Genomic DNA, 17,691 nt, shown 5'->3' on the forward strand with positions numbered 1-17,691 from the left:
GCACGTGGTGCCGGGCCTTGGGAATGTGCCTACCCCGCCCATGCGGGCGGATCAGCGCATGCGCACAGTCTACCCGGGCGCGGTCACGGCGCCCACCCTTGCTGCCAGCCGGCGCGGTGCCGGTACCCGGACGCCAACGCGCGCACGGCCTGCTCCAAGGTGCTGATGATCGAGTCGTGCTCGTGCATCATCGTGAGCAGCACCGAACTCGTGTCCCCTGAGGAGCCCCGGTACTTGAGCCGCTCGTCCGATGCGGCCTTGCGTGCCTGCTCGTACTGGTCGACGATCCTGCGCTCCGCCTGGATGCGGGTGAGGGTGTCGCGGGGATCATGGCGGGCCATGTGGGTGCGGTCGCCGCTCTCCCGGTCGTCCACGTCGACCATGGGGTCCATCTCGGGATCCGGTGACATGCCGGGACGCCGCCCCTGAATGCCTCCGTCCTCATCGATCTCCCACGGGCCGTCGGTCGCGGCCCGCGCTGCCTGTTCGTCGGCGTCCCACACCGAGCGGAGCCACGCGACCATCGCGTCCACGTCACTCACCGGGCGCCTCCATCGTGAGCGCGGTCTCCGCCCGGTACGGCGCGAAGAACGGCTTCCCATCCGGCTCGTAGACCACAAGCGGTTCCGGCGCTGGCACCTCATCGACGATGGCCACCTGCGGCGCGAACCCCTTGAAGAGCCCGCCACCTGCCTGCAACTGCTCACCCGCGCGGCGGAACGTCTCGGTGACGTCGGCGAACGCCCGGTTGAGCGCGGACGTGTCCAACGGCGCCACCGGCGGCGGCATCAGCGCGAAGTCCGCCGGGGTCGCTCTGGCAGCGCGCCGAGTGCTCTCCATCATGATCCGCGCCGTCTCGGCCGCGAGCGCGTCGGCGTTGCGGCGCGCCCTTGCGGCCGACTCCATGAACTCCTCCAGCGCTTCGGGGCTGAACTGGGGGAGCCACCCGGCCCACGCTCCGAGCCGCGCCTCGTGCTCGCTGGCGTCGGGCGCCCACCGCATGGCGTCCGGGCCGATGCTGTTGTCGGCGAGGGCGGCGTCGATCGCGGCCGCCACACTGTTGGCTCCGCTCATCCCCAGTTCGCCCCCAACAGCCAGCGCGGCCCCTCCTGCTTCGGCGTCAGCCCGAGCACACCCAGCGCCCACGCCAACCGCTCATCCCATTCGGCGAGCTGGTCGGCGTCGTTCATGCGCGCCACGTCCAACTCCAACGCCTCACCCCAGTCGGCGCGCACCGACGAGCCCGCGGCGACCAGTATGTGGCCTTCGTGGCCGCGGCCGTCGAGCGACCCGGTGGACTCGAAGTCCACACCGAGTTGCTGCTCGGCTTCGTCGCGGCCGTCCCAGTACCCTTGGGCGGCCTGCTCGTGCGTGGCGAGCCCGGCGGCCACCAGCATGCGGACCATGGCCTGATCCGCGAAGTCGCCCTCGTCGTCGTACCAGTCGGCGGGGAACTCCTCGTCGAACTCGCCCGTCCCTTCGAGTTCCCAGTCCCCGTCGCCGCCGAGGTGGTAGCCGTAGGCGAGTACGCCGTGTGCTGCCATGCCCATTCAGATCACCTCTCGCTGTTCAACCCATGATGGCCCACGCGGTGAGCGCGGGCACCCCTACCGAGCACGCCCACCGGACGGCGCGCTCCTGCCACGAGTCGGCGTCGGCGGCGAACGCCAACGGGCTCCTGTGCATCCACCACCGCTTCCCGCGCACCTTCAGCGGCCACGCGAGCGGCACGCCCTGCCGGGTCAGCCAGTCCCCGAGGACATGCACCCACGCCCCCACGCCGACCACGGCGCCGAGCAGCACCGGGTGCGGCGGGGCCACACCCACCACCACGCCCACGATGAGCAGCGCGCCCAGGGACACGGTCAGCCAGGACGAGAGCGCCTCCCGGTCCCGACCCGTCAGGCACTGGCCCAGACCGCGCAGACCCAAGCTGACGAGCAGCCACAGCACCACCGCGCCGGACGCCGGGTGCACGCTCACCACCCCGGCCGTGAACCCGGTTAACAAGCACCAGGGGGCGGTGTGCGTCAGGTGCCGGTGCGCCCCCGCACCGCCCCGGTAACCCCCGTCGTCGTACCGCGTGCGGGTGGCCCGCCACACGGCCGACGACAGCGCCCGGACACCGCGGGACACCGCACGCGAGACGGGGCCCTGCGAGCGGGTCGCCGTGCTCTCAGGGTGGTCCAGGTCCGGCAGCAGGCCCGCCCCGGCACCCACCGCCGCGCACCACATCAGCTCCACCAGACCGCCGCCGGCGACCGCGCCCAGGGCGACACCGGCCAGCGCGCCCGTCGCCGCGTGGCTACCCGCGAGCATGACGACCGCCCCAACTATCAACCAGCGGTTGATAGTTCGCCGCTACGCGACCGGCGCCGAAAGCTCGCCGAAAGCGTGCCGAAAGCCTCAGGCCACGAGCGCCAGCAGCCGCCCCACCGCCACCGCGTCCCGCTCCGCCAGCAGCGCCTCCCGCGACAACACCACCGTGTCGCCCGGCTCCGGCCGCGCCACCACCATCCGGCCGCACCGCTCCACCAGAGCGCTGCCCGCCGGCGCATACAACAGCGCCAACACAGGGGCGGGGTCGGGGCGGGACATGACTCTCCACATCGCTCAACAAGAGGGGCCTCCAGTATCCCAGTAGCAGGGCTTCGACGGGGGGCTCACGCCCCGCCCAGCGGGGGTTTTCAGGGGGTGCCCCGGTTCCGGTACCGAGGTACCGACCCAGGTCGCAGGGGGTACCGGCCCGGTAGGGGTACCGGGCCCGGTTGCAGGTGCAACCCGAGCCTCGGTACCGCTCACTCCGGAGGGCCGATCGCGTCCCACACCTCACGCGGGCACTCCCGCTGACCGTTGCCGATCAGCGCCATCGTCAGCGTGATGTGCGCCGTCTCGTAGCCCTTCGCCTTCACTCCATCCACGGTCACGGGGTGGTCGATCGGCTCCACCCCGACCATCCGCAGCAGCTCACCCAGCCGCCGCGCGCTGATCCCGCACGCCTCGGCGAGCGTGGCCATGTGCACCCGGACACGCTCCCCGGCGGCCTGGTGGCAGCGCACCAGCAGCCACGGCACCTGCCCCTGCGCGGGCGCCTCGGGGGCGGGGCCGACGTCGGACAGCTGCTCCTCGGTCATCCGCCGGAACTCCGCGTCGTAGTCGACAGCGCCCTGACCTGGGGAGGTGTCGGTCTGCCCGAACCCCGGAAACCCGAGCCGCTGCAGCGCCTGCGTGGTGTCCCCAGGTGCGGCCGACGAGGGCTTCGGCGGGGAGGGCGAGGACACCGGTTCCGCGGCGCGTGCGACCGGCTGCTCGTCCAACCAGTCCCACCTGCGGTCCCACGCCTGGCGGTCGGTGTCGACCGTGACCTGGTCGACCTCCGGCCGCAGGTGCTCGGTGTGCTCGGCGTAGCCGGCCGCGTCCGAACGCAGCGCGCGGTAGGCCTTGAACTGGCGCGGAACCTCGGTGCCATCGGCCACGAACCCGGTGCCGGTACCCTTGGACTCCTCCGCCTTCGGGGTGCGCTTACCCCACCCGAACAGGTACGCCAACTCCTTGTCGTCGGTCACGTCCATCCCGATACGGACCTTGCCCTGAGCGAGCAGGTCGGTGGGGATGCCGCCGCCGCCCAGATCCAGGGCCCGCAGCGCACACGTCAACTGCCGAATGGACACCGCCCGCGACCGGTTGGACAGCTCCACGAGCTGCGCTTTCACCCGACTCGACAGGTTCGCGGTCTCGTCGGTGATCAGGATGATCTGCGGGAGCTGATGGGAGACGGGGATCTTGTCGTCGTCGACCTCATCCATCAGCCCTTCGTAGGCCGCCGCCCGCCGCGGGATCGCCTGCACCAGGAACCGCACGAGCTCGAACGCCCGCTCGTCGTCGCCCTCACCGCCGTCGGGCGCGATCCACTCGACCGCTGGCCGCCCCTGCCGGTTACCGGTAAGCCAGGGTTTGAGGAACGGTTTGAAGGCCTTACCCCCGTTGGGGTCGATCGCCATTACCACCACGTCGTCGCAGCGCAGCAGCTGAGTAACGGCGGCGGTAAGCATGTTCGACTTGCCCGAGCCGGTCTGGCCGATGAGGATGCCGCACACCCACCGCAGGCATACCTCGGCCAGTGACCCGTCGGCGCGCACCCCCATCGTCATGGGCTGGTTGATGGACCGCTTGGAGTAGTCTCGCGGCAGCTCGAAGTCCTCGCTGAACACGTCCACTGTGGTCACGTCGAGGACGACGCGGCGGGCTGTGGCGCCCCTGCGGACCTCGACCCCGCAGCCTTCGGGCAGGTCGGCGTCGGCGGCGAGCTCCAGTTTCTTCGCGGAGATGTCGGTCCACCGGTGCCCGCCGGAGGGCAGCACCGCCTCGATGGAGTAGCCGGTGGTGCGGGTCTGGGTGGGCTTGGCCGGGTCGGGCCGCTTCCACTCCTCCAGCGCGCCGTGGCGGGCAATGTCCACGCCCTTGATGCGGCAGACGCGGGCGATGCGGTCTTCCCACTGCTCGCACAGCCCGAGGCGGCGGCGGATCCGCTCCTCCTCCTTCGCGCGCCCGTCCACGGTCTGCTCATACACCGCGGCGGCCTGCGCGGAGGTGACGGCGACGACGGTGCCCGCGAACAGGGGCGCGAGCATCTCCACCGACCACGGGGTCGTCCCGAGCGCGAACCAGGTCCACGTCCCGCTGGCCGCCCAGGTGGCGCACCGGTGCAGCTTGGAGAACCCGGTGGTGCCGCGCTTGACGGCCTCGGCCAGGTGCAGCAAACCGCCCGCCGCCGCCACCCCGGCCGCCCACCACGGCGACAGCCCGATCTCGGGCAGCGACCCCAGCGAGGCGACGGCGAGCGAGGCCGTACCGGCGGTTACCGGGCCGGTAACGGGCCCGAAGCGGCCCACCTCGAAACGGCGCTTCTTCTTGCTCACTGGTAGTTCGACCTCGCATCCCAGTAGTGCGCCCCGACGCGCTGGAGGCGCAGAATGTCGGGCTCGTGGGCGTTGTTGAACACCGTCCGCACCTCGGACGCCTTGGCTGCCAACCACAGGATCGCGTTGGAGATGTCCAGCAGGAACTGGATCACCGCGGGCGAGAGGGGTCGGGTCTGCAGCGCGTCGACGGCCATGGCCTGCACGCCGCGCGACATCTGCTCCAGGGCGTAGGGGATGGTGTCGAGGCCGTGGCCGTAGTCGATCATGCCCATGGCGCCGTAGGCCGCGAGGGAGTCGCGGAGTTCGTCGGCGGCGGCCATGACCCGCCGCGCTTCGGGGCTGTATGCCATCTGTGGTCCTCCGTTGGTTGAGCCGCCCCCGTTGGGCTGCTGTCCTGCTCCTGGTGTGGTGCGGTCGCCGACGTCGCGCCAGCGCGGCCCGGTCGCGGGTTGGCCGGTGAGCCAGGCGACGGTGGATTGCCAGAGTCGGGCGAGTCCGCGGGCGAGCGCGGTGGCGAGGTCGGCGGAAAACTGCTGGTCTGCGGCGATGAGGCGGCGGAACAGGCCGCGCCGCGCCCAGGAGGGGCGGCGGCGGGCGCGCGCCCATGCCTTGCCTGCGCGCCCGCGGGTTGCCCAGTTGGCGGCGCGGCCGGTGCCGCGTGCGGTGGCGCCGAGTCCGCGGCCGGCGGCCATGGCGGCCCGCCCGGCGGGGTGGGATTCCATGCGGGCGCGCGCCCGGCGCAGGGATCGGCTTACCGGTCCGGTGCCCTTGCCGCGGGAGGCGGCTATATCGCGGCGGGCGGCGGAGCGCTCCCCGGCGGTAAGCCCGTCGCTGCCGACCCGGCCGCCGGTACGGCCCTTACCCGTACCGGCAGTACCGGCCCCGGGGCGCATACCGGCACCCGTACCGGTCCGCTTACCGGCCGGTGAGGTGAGGCCGCCGTGGGGCTTACCGAACGCGCTTCCGCGCCCCGCCGTACCGGAGGTACCGCTGCCGCGCTTACCCGTACCGGTGAGCCCGCCCGTACCGCCGCGGCGGCCCGAACCGACACCGGCACCGGCGCCCTTACCGCGCCACGACGCGCCCCCCGCAGACGACCCCGGCCGCGAACCGCCGCCGGCGCCGCGGGAGGGCTGGCCGCGGCCGAGCGAGGAGGCCGCGGACTTGCGCCCCGCCAGCGCCTGCCCGCCCACCGACCGCATCCGCGACCGCCCCAGCCCCGAGGAGCGGGATCGGCGCTTACGGGCCGCCCATACCGCCCCCGTACCGGCCGCGGCCGCGCCACCCGCGGCCAGCCCCCACACCCCGCCGGCGGCGTACAGCCCGGAGGCGGCGGAGGCGATACCGGAGGCGCCCATACTGCCCAGCGGCAGCAGCGGCAGGATTACCGGCGGCGGCTCACTGCCCGTACCGGTAGGGGCCGTACCGCCCGTACCGGGCTCGGGGGCGGGCGCGGGGGCAGGCGGGGCCACCGTGACCTCTGGCGCCCCGCCGCCCGTACCGGTATCCGGTGTGGTTACCGCAGTATCCGTACCGGTATCGGTCTTACTCTTACCGCTCATCCCGTCTTCTCCTGCTCTCCGCGCAGCCGCACGTGCAGCGGGTGGGCCTTGCCCATCCCGACGCCGAGCGCCTTGCGGAACTCACCGACCGGCATGCCGGGCTCGTAGACCTCGCGGGCCTTCGCGAGCAGCGCGTCGTCGTCGAGGCGGGGCCGCATCGGGGTGACCGTCCCGGCCTTCTCCCGGGCGGGCGCCGCCGTCTTCGCGGGCTCCACCGCGGGCGCGGCCGGAGCCGGGGGAGCGGCAGGCGCCTGCACCTGTGCGGCGGTCGGGGCCTCCTGCGCGCGCGGCCGGGCGATGCCGAGCTGCTCCAGCGTCTGCACACCCTCACCCTGGAACGGGGTCGCGGCGCGGACGTAGGAGTCGAACGTGGCGATCAGCCACGCGGTGGCGGCGCACCCGGCCGGGCCGATGCTGTGCGCCACCAGATCCGGCACCACGGTCCACGTCATGGCCAGGCCCGCGCCGGCGAGGTTCAGCAGGATGGACGCCGACAGCGCCGACCACTCGGCCGCGGTCGCCCGCCAGTCCACGTCGCCGCCGGCGGACCGCAGCCACGCCCGACCGAGGATCACCAGCGCCACGATGCTGATGAGCGCGGGCTCCACACCCCACGCGGCCCACCACCCGGGCGAACCTTCGGGCAGGTGCAGCATGGTGGTGACGCCGCGGTGCACACCGGCCGTCGACCAGGCGGCGAATGCGGCGAGCACCGGCAACCCGGCCTTCACCGCCACCGCACGGACACGGCTGATGCGCAGCGCCCGCACCTCCGCGGACTGCTGGATGCGGGCGGCGGTGCGCGCCCGCGCGCCCGAGACATCCGCGCGCCGGTACAGCTCCGACAGCTCCACCTGCTCGCGGGCGTCACGGCGCCGCTCCCGACGCTGCCGGGCGGCGGTGGCGGCCTGTTCGCGGACGTCGGCGAGCCCGATGCGGTGCAGCGCCCGGTCCAGGCGCGTCGCCCGCCGGTGGTAGCGCCGGGCTTCCTCGACGGCGCGCTGGGTGCCCAGCTGCGCGGCCAAGTCCCGCGGCGCGTCCGGGGACGCGAGCGGCGCGTCTTCCGTGTCCTGCTGCTGGTGCGTCATGCTGGTATCTCCTGGTGGAAGCCGGGGTGCGGCCCGCCTGGTCCTGGCAGAGTGGGCGGGCCGCGCGCGAGGGTCAGCGGGTGCGGTCGAGGCTGAAATGCAGGACCACCGGCGCGTATCCGAGATCGCGGGCGATGTCCTGCATGATGTGGTCGGCGACCGCCCCGCGGGGCTTGTCGGTGGGGGCGGCGGAGGCCCCGGTGATGGTGGCTCTGCCGTCGGGCCCGTCGATCGTGACGATCCAGCTCCATTGCGCGGACTCGGCCATGACTCCCCCTCAGAGCTGGTTGGTGGCGGCGCGCACCTGCTCTTGCAGGTGGCCGCGGGCGGCCCGGTAGGCCAGTGGGTCGGCGAGACCCGACCGGGTGTAGGCGGCGTCCAGTGCGGCGATGCGCCGGCGCAGGCGGTCGACCTCGCCGGCGGGTGTGGATCCGCGGCCGCAGTCGGTGTCGCATGCGAACGCGGCGTCGAACAGGGTGGCCATGCGGTACTCCTCGGTCGTGGACGGTGGTGTCCCCGCCCCGCTCGGAGGACGGCCGAGCGGGACAGGCGCACCGCCGGGGGGCGTGGGCGCCCCCCTTTCAGGCCTCGCGCAGGTTCGCGCGGGCGATGCGGAGGTTCGCTTCCAGGTCCCGGCGGATCGCGCGGTGGCCCTGGTGGTCGGTGGATTCGGAGCGGGCGTGCGCGGCGTCGAGGTCAGCGATTTCCCGGGTGAGTCGGTCGACGTCGGCTTGGGCGCTGCGGCGCATCCGCTCGCGGGACGCGGTGAGGGTCGCGGATTCGCGGCCCGTGATCAGGTTGAACAGGCTCATGCGGTGCTCCTCTGCTGTGCGGATGGTGTCCCGGAACCGCCCCCGGGGACGGATGCGGATGCGGGGGCGGCCCCGGCACGCCACCTACGCGCGCCAGTCCAGGGCGATCGCGGCCACCGGGCACACGATCGCGACCGCAGAAGCCGCCACCCGCACCTCGGGGGCGGCCACGCAGGCGGCGCAGGCGGCCACGGCGACGACCATCAGCGCGGCGAACGCGGCCGGGGCGGCGGTGGCCATCAGGAGTCACCCGCCTGCGCGGCCCGGTGCTCGCGGGCCTCGCGGGTGAGCCGCGCCGTCATCTCCTCGCGGGGGCGGCGCCAGCGCGAGACCACCGAGCACGCTCCGGCGAGCAGCCCCGGGATCACGGCGAAGGCGAGCAGCCACAGCCACTCGGCGGGGGAGAGGGGGAGGGCGGAGAGCACGGTCTCGACGCCCGGCAAGGTTGCGGCGGCAGTAGCGCCGGCAGATAGAGTTTCCACGGGTCCTCCCTGGTGAAGCAGGTGATGGATCAAGCTCCCGGCCGGGGTGGTTCAGACCCCGCCGGGGGCGTTTTCTTTTGTGGAGCGTCTGGAGTGGGCGATCGGATCTGGAGTGAATCTGGAGTGGACTGCCGCCCACTCACTCCATTTCGAGCCTCACCGCGCACTCCCAGTCACTCGCATGCACCCTCTGACCTGCGAATATTCGCTCACGAGGAGTTCGCTGCAACGTGGTGCAGAACGCCATCATCGGCCAGGACGACTCCCTGGTCGGCGGCGTGCTCGGCGCGGTCGTCCTGCTCGCCGTGGACGCCGTGGTGGTGCGTGCCGCAACGGCCCGCGCCTGGACCTGGCGGGCGCTCAACGGCACCCCCACGGTGCTGGCGCGCGACGGTCGCTACCTCGGCCCGGCCCTGCGGCGCCTGGCCGTGCGCCGCTCCGACGTGGACGTGCTGATCAAGAAGCAGGGGGCGCACAGCGTCGCCGACACCACGAGCGTCGTCCTCGAACCCGGCGGCGCCGTGCTGGTGGAGATGCGTCCCGACCGGCGCCCGGCCACGAGCGCCGACGCCGCCGCTCTGCACGAGCGGCTGCGGCGGATCGAGGAGCTCCTGGAGCACGGGCGCCCGCAGCCGTGAGCGGGTGCGCCGGCCCTCCGGCGCGGACGCGCCCCCGGGGCCGGGCGCGATACCGTGGCGACCATGGAGAACGCATCCGAGCGGCCGTCCACCTCGGTCGAGGACTACGTCAAGGTCATCTACGACCTGCAGGAGCGCGGTTCCGGCCCGGTGACGATCTCGGCGATGGCCGAGCGGCTCTCGGTGTCCAACTCCTCGGTTTCGGGCATGCTGCGCAAACTCGGCGAGCTGGGGCTGGTGTCGCACCGCCGCTACGGCAACGTGCGCCTCACCGAGACCGGCGACAAGGCGGCCCTGGCCGTCCTGCGCCGCCACCGGCTGCTGGAGACCTACCTGGTCGAGGCGCTGGGCTACTCCTGGGACGAGGTCCACGACGAGGCCGAGATCCTCGAGCACGTCGTCTCCGACCGGTTCGTCGACCGCATCGCCGCCTACCTGGGCGATCCCGCCGTCGACCCGCACGGCGACCCCATCCCCACCCGCGAGGGCAGCGTGCCCGAGCGCGAGACCCAGCTGCTGTCGGCCGCGGACGAGGGCACCACCGGCGTCATCGTGCGGGTCAACGACTCCGACCCCGACCTGCTGCGCCACCTCGCCGAGCAGGACATCGGCATCGGCATGCGCGTCGAGCTGGTGGAGCGCCGCCCCTTCGGCGGGCCGCTGATCGTGCGCACCGGCGCCCCCGGCGAGCAGCGCGAGCAGGCGCTGGGGCTGGTCGCCGCCGAAGCGGTGTGGGTCGCGCCCGCACACGACCACGACCGCTCCGGCGCAGGCTCCGGCTCCGGCGCGGGGGAGTCGGAGCAGGGCGGGCCCCGCCGGCGGCCCTGACGGGCCCCGCGCCGCGGCCGCCGCACGCCGGCCTCAGGCGGGCAGGTGCGGCATCAGCGCCTCGGGGTAGCGCTCGCCCGCCGCGGCGCCGCGCGGCACCGCCTTCTCGATCTCCGCGGCCTCTTCGGCGGTCAGCCCGGACTCCAGCGCGCCCAAGGCCTCGGCGAGGCGCTCGCGCCGGCGCGCGCCCACCAGCGGCACGACGTCGTCGCCGCGCGCGGCGACCCAGGCGATGGCGGCCTGGGCGGGGGTCATGCCCTTGGCTGCGGCGACGGTGCGCAGCGCCTCGACCAGGTCCAGGTTGTGCTGGAGGTTCCCGTCGCGGAACCGCGGACTGCCGGCGCGGAAGTCGCCGGGCTCCAGGCCGCGCCCGCTGCTCCAGTGGCCCGAGAGCAGGCCGCGCGAGAGGACGCCGTAGGCGGTCACCCCGATGCCCAGCTCGCGGGCGGCGGGCAGGATCTCGTCCTCGACGCCGCGGGACAGCAGCGAGTACTCGATCTGCAGGTCGGTGATGGGGTGGACGGCCGCGGCGCGCCGCAGCGTCTGCGCGCCGACCTCCGAGAGCCCGATGTGGCGCACGTAGCCGGCCTCGACCATCTCGGCGATGGCACCCACCGTCTCCTCCACCGGCACCGCGGGGTCCAGGCGGGCGGGGCGGTAGACGTCGATGTGGTCGGTGCCCAGGCGGCGCAGCGAGTAGGCGAGGAAGCTGCGCACCGCCTCCGGCCGGCCGTCGTTGCCCGACCAGGCGCCGTCGGGGCCGCGCAGGGCGCCGAACTTCACGCTGATGACGGCGTTGCCGCGGTCGCGCTCCCGCAGCGCGTCGCGCAGCAGCATCTCGTTGTCGCCCATGCCGTAGAAGTCGCCGGTGTCAAGCAGCGTGACACCGGCGTCCAGGGCGCTGTGCACGGTGGCCACCGCCTCGTCGCGGTCAGCCGGGCCGTAGAGGTCGGACATGCCCATCATCCCCAGGCCCAGGGCCGAGACCTGCGGTCCGGTGCTGCCGAGTCGGCGTGTCTGCATGGTCGCCATGAGGGTCCTAACGTTGATATCCAATATCCGTTAACGATGTTACGTTATCATTGGTATCACGGGACGGCCGCGGCGATCGCGCCGCGGCGTCGGGCGGGCCGCGGACAGCGTTCCCGCCGGTCGCTGAAGGTGCGCCGCGAATGGCGGCGGGGGCGGCAGGGTAGTCGGCGGGTGAACGCCCGGTGCCCTGGTCAGCCCGGCGCGCACCGCGCCGGCGGGTGGTGCACCGGGGCAGCGGCCGAGCGAAAGGAGCGCCCGATGGCGGTTCTGCACGACACCGAAGGGCTGAAGCGCATCCTCTCCGGTCTGGACTTTCCCGTGAGCAAGGACCGGATCGTGGAGTACGCCCAGGAGCAGGGCGCCGACCGGTACCTCCTCAGCGCCCTGCAGGCCATGCCGCCGGCGGACTTCAACGAGCCGAACGAGGTGATGCGCGCCGTGCCCCAGGACGAGCTCGGCGGGCAGAAGCGCGACGAGTCCGACCGCGCCCAGCAGCGCCGGCACCACACCAAGCCCGGCGTCTCCGAGCGCGCGCAGGAGACCGGGCCTGTCAACCCCATCGAGGAGGAGCTGGGGGAGAACCGCGGCTCCTGACGCCGCACCTCGAACCCGGCACATCGCGCGCCCCGCGGGCCGGGGGAGCGGCCGCCGGCGCGCGGCCGGTCAGCTCCTGCGGGCGCGCGCGGCGATCGGGCAGTCGCCGCAGACCGCGCCGCCGGCGGCCCGGTAGTACAGGCAGCACGTGGTGCGGGCGAACACCGCCGGTCCGGGCCCCGGCGCCGCGGGAGCGAAGCCGCCCAGCCCGCGCAGCGGCGGCCGCTCCAGCACACGGCGCGCCAGCGCGTAGGCGCCGGCGGCGTGCTCGGGCCGGGCCGCCGCCAGCGTCGCGGCGGCTCCCGCCAGCGCCGAGGCCGCGTTGCCGTAGAGCAGGCGCGGCGCCAGCCCCGTGTGTGCGCGCACCGCGCAGGCGAGGGGAGTCAGCACGGCGCCGACGACGTGTTCGGCCACCAGGTCGGCGGCCGCCTCGGCGGGCGGGCGGTCTTCGGCCGCGGCGGCGCCGGCTCCCTCGCCGAGCGCGAGGCGCAGCCGCCCCTCGGCCACGTACCAGCGCAGCGCCGCGGCCGGGGCGATGACCCCGTGGCACAGCACCGCGGCCACCTGGGGCGAGAGCAGCCGCGAGGCCAGGCCCTGGTAGGCGAGGGAGGCCGCGGTGCGCTGCTCGACCGCTGCGATCGGGCGCCCGTTGGCCGCGGCCAGCCCGGCGCGCACGGCCGCGACCTCGCCTTCCAGCAGCCGCCCGCGCTCCCACAGCTCGGGCAGCGGGTGCCGCGCGCCCGCGGCCGCCGGGCCGGTCTCGACGGCGAAGAACGCGTTGACGGCGCCGGCGTCGGCCAGCGCCGCGCGCAGGGCGGGGTCGATGGTCAGTGCCTCCGGGTGAACACCGAGTCGCGGACCGGCGGTACCGGGCTGCGACGCGGCCGCCGAGCGTCGTCGTCCTCGGCGGGCGACAGCAGCAGTATCAGGGAGATGACCATCAGCAGCAAGCCCAGTCCCACGAACACCGGCAGGAAGAAGTCCATCATGGTGGCGCCGGCGGGTTCGGCGTCGAACGGGGTCTCGGGCAGCGTGGTGACCGCCATGCCGAACATCGCGGTGTAGTGCACGGCCGAGACCGCGGCCGCCATGGCCAGCGCGCCCAGCAGCGCGGCCGCCGGGCCGCGCAGCCGCAGCGCGAGCAGCAGCACCAGGGCGAAGGCGGCGGGGGCGACGACCGCGGCGGCGGCCGTGTAGAGCGGGTCGTGGTCCATATCGGCCTGCATCCGGATGGAGGCCATGCCCGTGTAGTGCATCGCCACCACGCCCAGGCCCAGGACGGCGCCGCCGCCCGCTGTCGCCGACCGGCCGGGGCGGGCGGTGGTCCACAGCAGCGCCGCGGACACGGCGGCGACGGCCAGCAGCCCGCTGAGGACGGTCAGCAGCACGTCGTAGCGCAGCGTGGTCGACTGCACGGAGAAGCCCATCATCGCGATGAAGTGCATGGCCCACACCCCGGCGGCGCCGAGGGAGAACGAGGCGAGGACGAGCCATCCCGCGCGGACGCCGCCGGTGCTGGTCCGCGCCCGCGCCGCCGTCTGCAGGCCGATGAAGGAGCCGAGGAAGGAGACGGCGAAGGCGATGGCCGGCGTCGTCCACCCGTAGGCGAAGTGTTCGATCATGAGGGGTGTCCTGAGGGGGAGATTCATCCCGATTTAGGGGTGAATAAGGGCGGAGTAAAGCAACCCTAGTGGCGCGGTGCGGCGGTGACGGGGGCGCGCGGTGTCCGTATGCGGCCACGGGTCCGGCAGACCCTCCGCGCCGCCGCCGGTCGTCCGTGCCGGCGCATTCGGGGTGCGCTGCCGCGCCCCCGGGTGATAAACCCGGGCAAACGTGGTTTAGGGTAGCCTCACCTTGCCGCTTGTCGGCAGTTGTGCCCCTGACCTGAGAAAGGCCCACCCATGCCTTCGCTTACGAGGGCTCCGGCCCCCCTTGCCCGAATCGCCCTGGTCGCGGCCGCGGCCCTGACCGCCGCCGGCTGCGGAGCCCCCTCCGGCTCCCAGAACGACTCCGGCGGCTCCGGGGGCGACTGGTCGCCGGTGACCATCGAGCACGCCCTCGGCTCCACCACGATCGAGCAGAAGCCCGAGCGCATCGTCACCGTGGGCTGGTCCGACGAGGCCACGCTGCTGGAGCTGGGCATCGTCCCGGTGGGCATGAACGCCTCCACCTACGCCGGCGACGAGGAGGGCTACCTGCCCTGGGACCTCGAGAAGCTCGAGGAGATGGGCGCCGAGAAGCCCGAGCTGATCAACACCGACGACGGCATCTCCGCCGAGCAGGTCGCCAACCTCGCCCCCGACCTGGTGCTGGGTGTGCAGTCGGGGATGACGGAGAAGGAGTACAAGCGGCTCTCCGAGGTCGCCCCCACCATCCCCTACCTCGACGAGCCCTGGATGACCGGGTGGCAGGAGCAGACGGTCACCATCGGCAAGGCCGTCGGCAAGGAGGAGGAGGCCCGCACGATCGCGGACGAGACCGTCTCCTACATCGACGACCTGTCGGCGAAGCACCCGGAGTTCGAGGGCACGAGCTACGCCGTGGGCACGCTCATCCCCTCCACCGGCGAGTTCGGCTTCTACGTCGACAAGGACGCCCGCGTCGTCATCATGAACCAGCTCGGCCTCACGCCGGCCGCCTTCACCGACGACCTGTCCGTGGCCGACGGCGCGTTCTACGGGACGCTCAGCCAGGAGAACTCCGACAAGGTCGACGCCGACGTGCTCGTCATGTGGTTCAACAGCGCCCAGGAGCGCAAGAAGATGGAGGACAACCCCGTCTTCCAGAAGATCGACGCGGTCGAGGACGACGCCTACGTCGGCTACGTGGACCCGGCCAAGTCGATGGCGATCTCCACCCCCAACCCGCTGACCATCCCCTGGGTGATGGACGGCTTCGTCGAGGACCTCGGCAAGGCCGCCAAGGGCGAGGCCGGCGCCTCGGCCTGAGGCTTCGCCCCGCCCGGCGGCCGCCGTCCGGGCCGGAGCCGGGCACCGCCACAGGCGCCCCCGCCGCGACCGCATCCGCCGATGCGGGTCCGCGGCGGGGGCGCCCGCTTCTCGCCGGTGCCGTTCGCACGGGTTTGAATGGGTGCGCCTATGGTATTAGTTAGGCGTGCCGAACATCCAAGGTCGCCCTACTTCAATTCGCTCGGCGGCCGCGGCCGCCGCGACGGCGGTGCTGGCGGGCACCACCGCCTGCACCCCCTCCGAGCCGGCCGCCGACGACGGCGGGCTCACCGTGGTGACCACCTTCACCGTGCTGGCCGACATGGTCCGCAACGTCGCCGGCGACCGGGTCGAGGTCGTCTCCATCACCCGCCCCGGCTCCGAGATCCACGCCTACGAGCCCACCCCCGACGACCTCGTCCGCGGCGCCGACGCCGACCTCGTCCTGCACAACGGCCTGGGGCTGGAAGGCTGGTTCGCCCAGTTCACCGAGCGCATCGACGCCCCCACCGCCACCGCCTCCGAGGGCGTCGAGACGATCCCCATCACCGCCGGCGGCTACCGGGGCGAACCCAACCCCCACGCCTGGATGTCCCCGGACAACGCCCGGGTCTACGTCGACAACATCGCCGACGCCCTCAGCGGCCTCGACCCCGCCCACGCCGACGCCTACGCCGCCGACGCCGAGGACTACAAGCGCAGCATCGAGCGGATCGGCGAGGACCTCGCCGGCGACCTGTCCCGCGTCCCCGAGTCCCAGCGCGCCCTGGTCACCTGCGAGGGCGCCTTCTCCTACCTGGCACGCGACGCCGGCCTGAGCGAGCGCTACCTGTGGGCCGTCAACGCCGACACCCAGGCCACCCCGCGCCAGGTCGCCTCCGTCGTGGAGTTCGTCCGCGACAACGACGTCCCCACCGTCTTCTGCGAGACCACCGTCAACGCCGGCGCCCAGCGCCAGGTGGCCGAGGAGACCGGCGCCGAGCTCCGGCCCGCCCTCTACGTCGACTCCCTGTCGAAGCCCGACGGGCCCGTGCCCACCTACCTGGACCTGCTGCGCTACGACACCGAGGCCATCGCCTCCGGACTCACCCGCGAGGAGGACGCGTGAACGCAGTCGAGACCGAGACGGCCGGGGCGGCCCGACCGGCGCCCGAGGCGACCGCGCCGCCCGCCGTCCGCGCCGAAGGCGTGACCGTGCGCTACGGCGACGTCCTCGCCCTGGAGGACGTCAGCCTGAGCGTGGGCCAGGGCCGCATCTGCGGCCTGCTCGGCGCCAACGGCTCGGGCAAGTCCACCCTGTTCACCGCGATCATGGGCCTGACCGCGGCCGAGTCCGGCAGCGTATGCATCCTGGGGGCCGATCCCGCCGCCGCCCGCAAGCGCGGGCTGGTCGGCTACGTGCCCCAGTCCGAGCAGGTCGACTGGGCCTTCCCGGTGCGCGTCGCCGACGTGGTGATGATGGGCCGCTACGGCCGCATGGGTCCGGCCCGCCGGCCGCGCCGCGCCGACCGCGCCGCCGTCGAACAGGCCCTGGAGCGCACCGGGCTGTCCGACCTCGCCCACCGCCAGATCGGCGCCCTCTCCGGCGGGCAGCGCAAGCGCGCGTTCGTGGCCCGCGGCCTCGCCCAGGGCGCGCGCGTGTTCCTGCTCGACGAGCCCTTCGCCGGCGTCGACAAGCGCTCCGAGGCGACCATCACCGAGGTGCTGTCCGGCATGCGCGACGAGGGCCACACCCTGCTCGTGTCCACCCACGACCTGGCCGGGGTGCCCGGCCTGTGCGACGAGGCCGTACTGCTGCAGCGCCGCCTCGTCGCACACGGACCGCCCGCCGAGGTGCTCACGCCCCAGCGGCTGCTGGAGGCCTTCGGCATCGCGGCCCCTCCGGAAGGCACTGCCGCGTGAGCACGCTCGTCGAGTTCTTCGCCGTGCCGCTGCAGTTCGACTTCATGCAGCGGGCGCTGCTGGTCAGCGTCGTGGCCGGTGTCGTCTGCGCCCTGCTGTCCTGCTGGATGACGCTGACGGGCTGGTCGCTGCTGGGCGACGCGGTCTCCCACGCGGTGCTGCCCGGAGTCGTGCTCTCCTACCTGCTGGGGCTGCCCTTCGCCGTGGGCGCGCTCGTCTTCGGCGCGGGCTCGGTCGCCCTGATCGGCGCGGTCAACCGCACCTCCCGCATCAAGGAGGACGCGGCGATCGGCATCGTGTTCACCGCCATGTTCGGAATCGGCGTGGTGCTGATCTCCCGCATCCCCTCCCAGACCGACCTGATGCACATCCTCTTCGGCAACGTCCTGGGCGTCTCCGACTCCGAGATCGCGCAGATCCTGGCCATGGCGGCGCTGACGCTCGCCGTGGTGCTGGTCAAGCACCGCGACCTCACCCTCTACGCGTTCGACCCCGTCCACGCCCACGCCATCGGCCTGAGCCCCCGCCGCCTGGAGGCGCTGCTGCTGGCGCTGCTGTCGGTGACCGTGGTCGTCGCGCTGCAGGCGGTGGGCATCATCCTGGTTGTGGCGATGGTCGTGATCCCCGGCGCGACCGCCTACCTGCTCACCGACCGGTTCGAGCGCATGCTCGCCATCGCGGCGGCGGTCTCGGCGACCGCCTCGGTCCTGGGCACCTACGTCAGCTTCCACGCCGACATCGCCACCGGCGGCGCCATCGTGGTGGCCCAGGCGTGCGGCTTCGCGCTGGCCTACCTGCTCGCGCCCAGACACGGCGTCATCGCCCGGCGGGTGCGCCGCAGCGCCGTCCGCACGGGCTGACCGGGCGCGCCCCGGCGCCGCGC

The 17,691-nt window shown here is 73.5% G+C and carries 23 protein-coding genes; 7 read left to right on the forward strand and 16 right to left on the reverse strand.

Annotation, left to right across the window (positions count from 1 at the left end):
• Positions 1-83 precede the first annotated feature (83 nt).
• From ABD284_RS12475 to ABD284_RS12535, 13 genes are all read right to left on the reverse strand, one after another.
• Positions 84-542, reverse strand: coding sequence for a DUF6221 family protein (locus tag ABD284_RS12475; RefSeq protein WP_344143034.1), 459 nt, complete (start codon positions 540-542; stop codon positions 84-86).
• Positions 535-1,056: a hypothetical protein gene (locus ABD284_RS12480; RefSeq protein WP_344143035.1), complete on the reverse strand. Its 522-nt coding sequence runs from the start codon at positions 1,054-1,056 to the stop codon at positions 535-537. Before ABD284_RS12480 ends, ABD284_RS12475 begins: the two co-directional genes overlap by 8 nt.
• A 14-nt stretch (positions 1,057-1,070) precedes the next feature.
• Complete coding sequence (locus ABD284_RS12485) at positions 1,071-1,550, reverse strand: hypothetical protein (protein WP_344143037.1); 480 nt, start codon at positions 1,548-1,550, stop codon at positions 1,071-1,073.
• A 19-nt stretch (positions 1,551-1,569) separates the two neighbouring features.
• Positions 1,570-2,319, reverse strand: coding sequence for a metal-dependent hydrolase (locus ABD284_RS12490; RefSeq protein ID WP_344143038.1), 750 nt, complete (start codon positions 2,317-2,319; stop codon positions 1,570-1,572).
• Between the two features lie 87 nt (positions 2,320-2,406).
• Entirely contained in the window at positions 2,407-2,598 is a 192-nt protein-coding gene (locus ABD284_RS12495) for a hypothetical protein (protein ID WP_344143039.1), read from the reverse strand.
• A gap of 200 nt (positions 2,599-2,798) precedes the next feature.
• Positions 2,799-4,919: a P-loop NTPase family protein gene (locus ABD284_RS12500; RefSeq protein WP_344143040.1), complete on the reverse strand. Its 2,121-nt coding sequence runs from the start codon at positions 4,917-4,919 to the stop codon at positions 2,799-2,801.
• Complete coding sequence (locus ABD284_RS12505) at positions 4,916-5,644, reverse strand: hypothetical protein (RefSeq protein WP_344143041.1); 729 nt, start codon at positions 5,642-5,644, stop codon at positions 4,916-4,918. The genes ABD284_RS12500 and ABD284_RS12505 overlap by 4 nt, the downstream gene beginning before the upstream one ends.
• An 836-nt stretch (positions 5,645-6,480) precedes the next feature.
• Entirely contained in the window at positions 6,481-7,572 is a 1,092-nt protein-coding gene (locus tag ABD284_RS12510; RefSeq protein WP_344143042.1) for a hypothetical protein, read from the reverse strand.
• Between the two features lie 73 nt (positions 7,573-7,645).
• The gene (locus tag ABD284_RS12515; RefSeq protein WP_344143044.1) at positions 7,646-7,840 is read right to left on the reverse strand and encodes a hypothetical protein; all 195 of its coding nucleotides are present in this window, start codon (positions 7,838-7,840) and stop codon (positions 7,646-7,648) included.
• Positions 7,841-7,849: 9 nt separating this feature from the next.
• Entirely contained in the window at positions 7,850-8,056 is a 207-nt protein-coding gene (locus tag ABD284_RS12520; protein ID WP_344143046.1) for a hypothetical protein, read from the reverse strand.
• A gap of 97 nt (positions 8,057-8,153) precedes the next feature.
• Entirely contained in the window at positions 8,154-8,384 is a 231-nt protein-coding gene (locus ABD284_RS12525; RefSeq protein WP_344143047.1) for a hypothetical protein, read from the reverse strand.
• Positions 8,385-8,468: 84 nt separating this feature from the next.
• A complete protein-coding gene (locus ABD284_RS12530) occupies positions 8,469-8,624 on the reverse strand; it encodes a hypothetical protein (protein WP_344143048.1) in 156 nt (51 codons plus the stop codon).
• Positions 8,624-8,866 carry a hypothetical protein gene (locus ABD284_RS12535; protein ID WP_344143049.1) on the reverse strand — a complete coding sequence of 81 codons (243 nt, stop codon included), beginning with the start codon at positions 8,864-8,866 and terminating at the stop codon, positions 8,624-8,626. The genes ABD284_RS12530 and ABD284_RS12535 overlap by 1 nt, the downstream gene beginning before the upstream one ends.
• Positions 8,867-9,096: 230 nt before the next feature.
• On the opposite strand from ABD284_RS12535, the gene ABD284_RS12540 reads away from it, so the two are divergent.
• Both ABD284_RS12540 and ABD284_RS12545 read left to right on the forward strand, forming a co-directional pair.
• The gene (locus ABD284_RS12540; RefSeq protein WP_344143051.1) at positions 9,097-9,504 is read left to right on the forward strand and encodes a YetF domain-containing protein; all 408 of its coding nucleotides are present in this window, start codon (positions 9,097-9,099) and stop codon (positions 9,502-9,504) included.
• A 63-nt stretch (positions 9,505-9,567) separates the two neighbouring features.
• On the forward strand, positions 9,568-10,332 hold the full coding sequence (locus ABD284_RS12545; protein ID WP_344143052.1) for a metal-dependent transcriptional regulator: 765 nt from the start codon (positions 9,568-9,570) through the stop codon (positions 10,330-10,332).
• Positions 10,333-10,365: 33 nt separating this feature from the next.
• Here ABD284_RS12545 and ABD284_RS12550 read toward each other — a convergent pair whose 3' ends face one another.
• Positions 10,366-11,364, reverse strand: coding sequence for an aldo/keto reductase (locus ABD284_RS12550; RefSeq protein WP_344143054.1), 999 nt, complete (start codon positions 11,362-11,364; stop codon positions 10,366-10,368).
• A gap of 258 nt (positions 11,365-11,622) precedes the next feature.
• Between ABD284_RS12550 and ABD284_RS12555 the strand changes: the two genes are divergently transcribed.
• Positions 11,623-11,958 (forward strand): DUF2795 domain-containing protein, encoded by a 336-nt coding sequence (locus ABD284_RS12555; RefSeq protein WP_344143055.1) that lies wholly within the window; start codon positions 11,623-11,625, stop codon positions 11,956-11,958.
• A 69-nt stretch (positions 11,959-12,027) separates the two neighbouring features.
• Here ABD284_RS12555 and ABD284_RS12560 read toward each other — a convergent pair whose 3' ends face one another.
• Together ABD284_RS12560 and ABD284_RS12565 are read right to left on the reverse strand one after the other, a co-directional pair.
• Complete coding sequence (locus ABD284_RS12560; RefSeq protein ID WP_344143057.1) at positions 12,028-12,633, reverse strand: (2Fe-2S)-binding protein; 606 nt, start codon at positions 12,631-12,633, stop codon at positions 12,028-12,030.
• 152 nt (positions 12,634-12,785) lie between these two features.
• Entirely contained in the window at positions 12,786-13,580 is a 795-nt protein-coding gene (locus tag ABD284_RS12565; RefSeq protein ID WP_344143059.1) for an MHYT domain-containing protein, read from the reverse strand.
• Between the two features lie 279 nt (positions 13,581-13,859).
• Here ABD284_RS12565 and ABD284_RS12570 point away from each other — a divergent pair, with 279 nt between their 5' ends.
• The 4 genes from ABD284_RS12570 to ABD284_RS12585 all read left to right on the forward strand — a co-directional run bounded on the left by ABD284_RS12570 (position 13,860) and on the right by ABD284_RS12585 (position 17,668).
• A complete protein-coding gene (locus ABD284_RS12570) occupies positions 13,860-14,906 on the forward strand; it encodes an iron-siderophore ABC transporter substrate-binding protein (protein ID WP_344143060.1) in 1,047 nt (348 codons plus the stop codon).
• Positions 14,907-15,072: 166 nt separating this feature from the next.
• Positions 15,073-16,014 (forward strand): metal ABC transporter substrate-binding protein, encoded by a 942-nt coding sequence (locus tag ABD284_RS12575; RefSeq protein WP_386699724.1) that lies wholly within the window; start codon positions 15,073-15,075, stop codon positions 16,012-16,014.
• An 80-nt stretch (positions 16,015-16,094) separates the two neighbouring features.
• Positions 16,095-16,808, forward strand: a complete 714-nt coding sequence (locus ABD284_RS12580; protein ID WP_344143262.1) for a metal ABC transporter ATP-binding protein — start codon at positions 16,095-16,097, stop codon at positions 16,806-16,808.
• Positions 16,809-16,852: 44 nt separating this feature from the next.
• A complete protein-coding gene (locus ABD284_RS12585; RefSeq protein WP_344143263.1) occupies positions 16,853-17,668 on the forward strand; it encodes a metal ABC transporter permease in 816 nt (271 codons plus the stop codon).
• Positions 17,669-17,691: the final 23 nt, after the last annotated feature.

It is taken from the genome of Streptomonospora arabica (assembly GCF_039531585.1).
Classification (GTDB): Bacteria; Actinomycetota; Actinomycetes; order Streptosporangiales; family Streptosporangiaceae; genus Streptomonospora; species Streptomonospora halophila.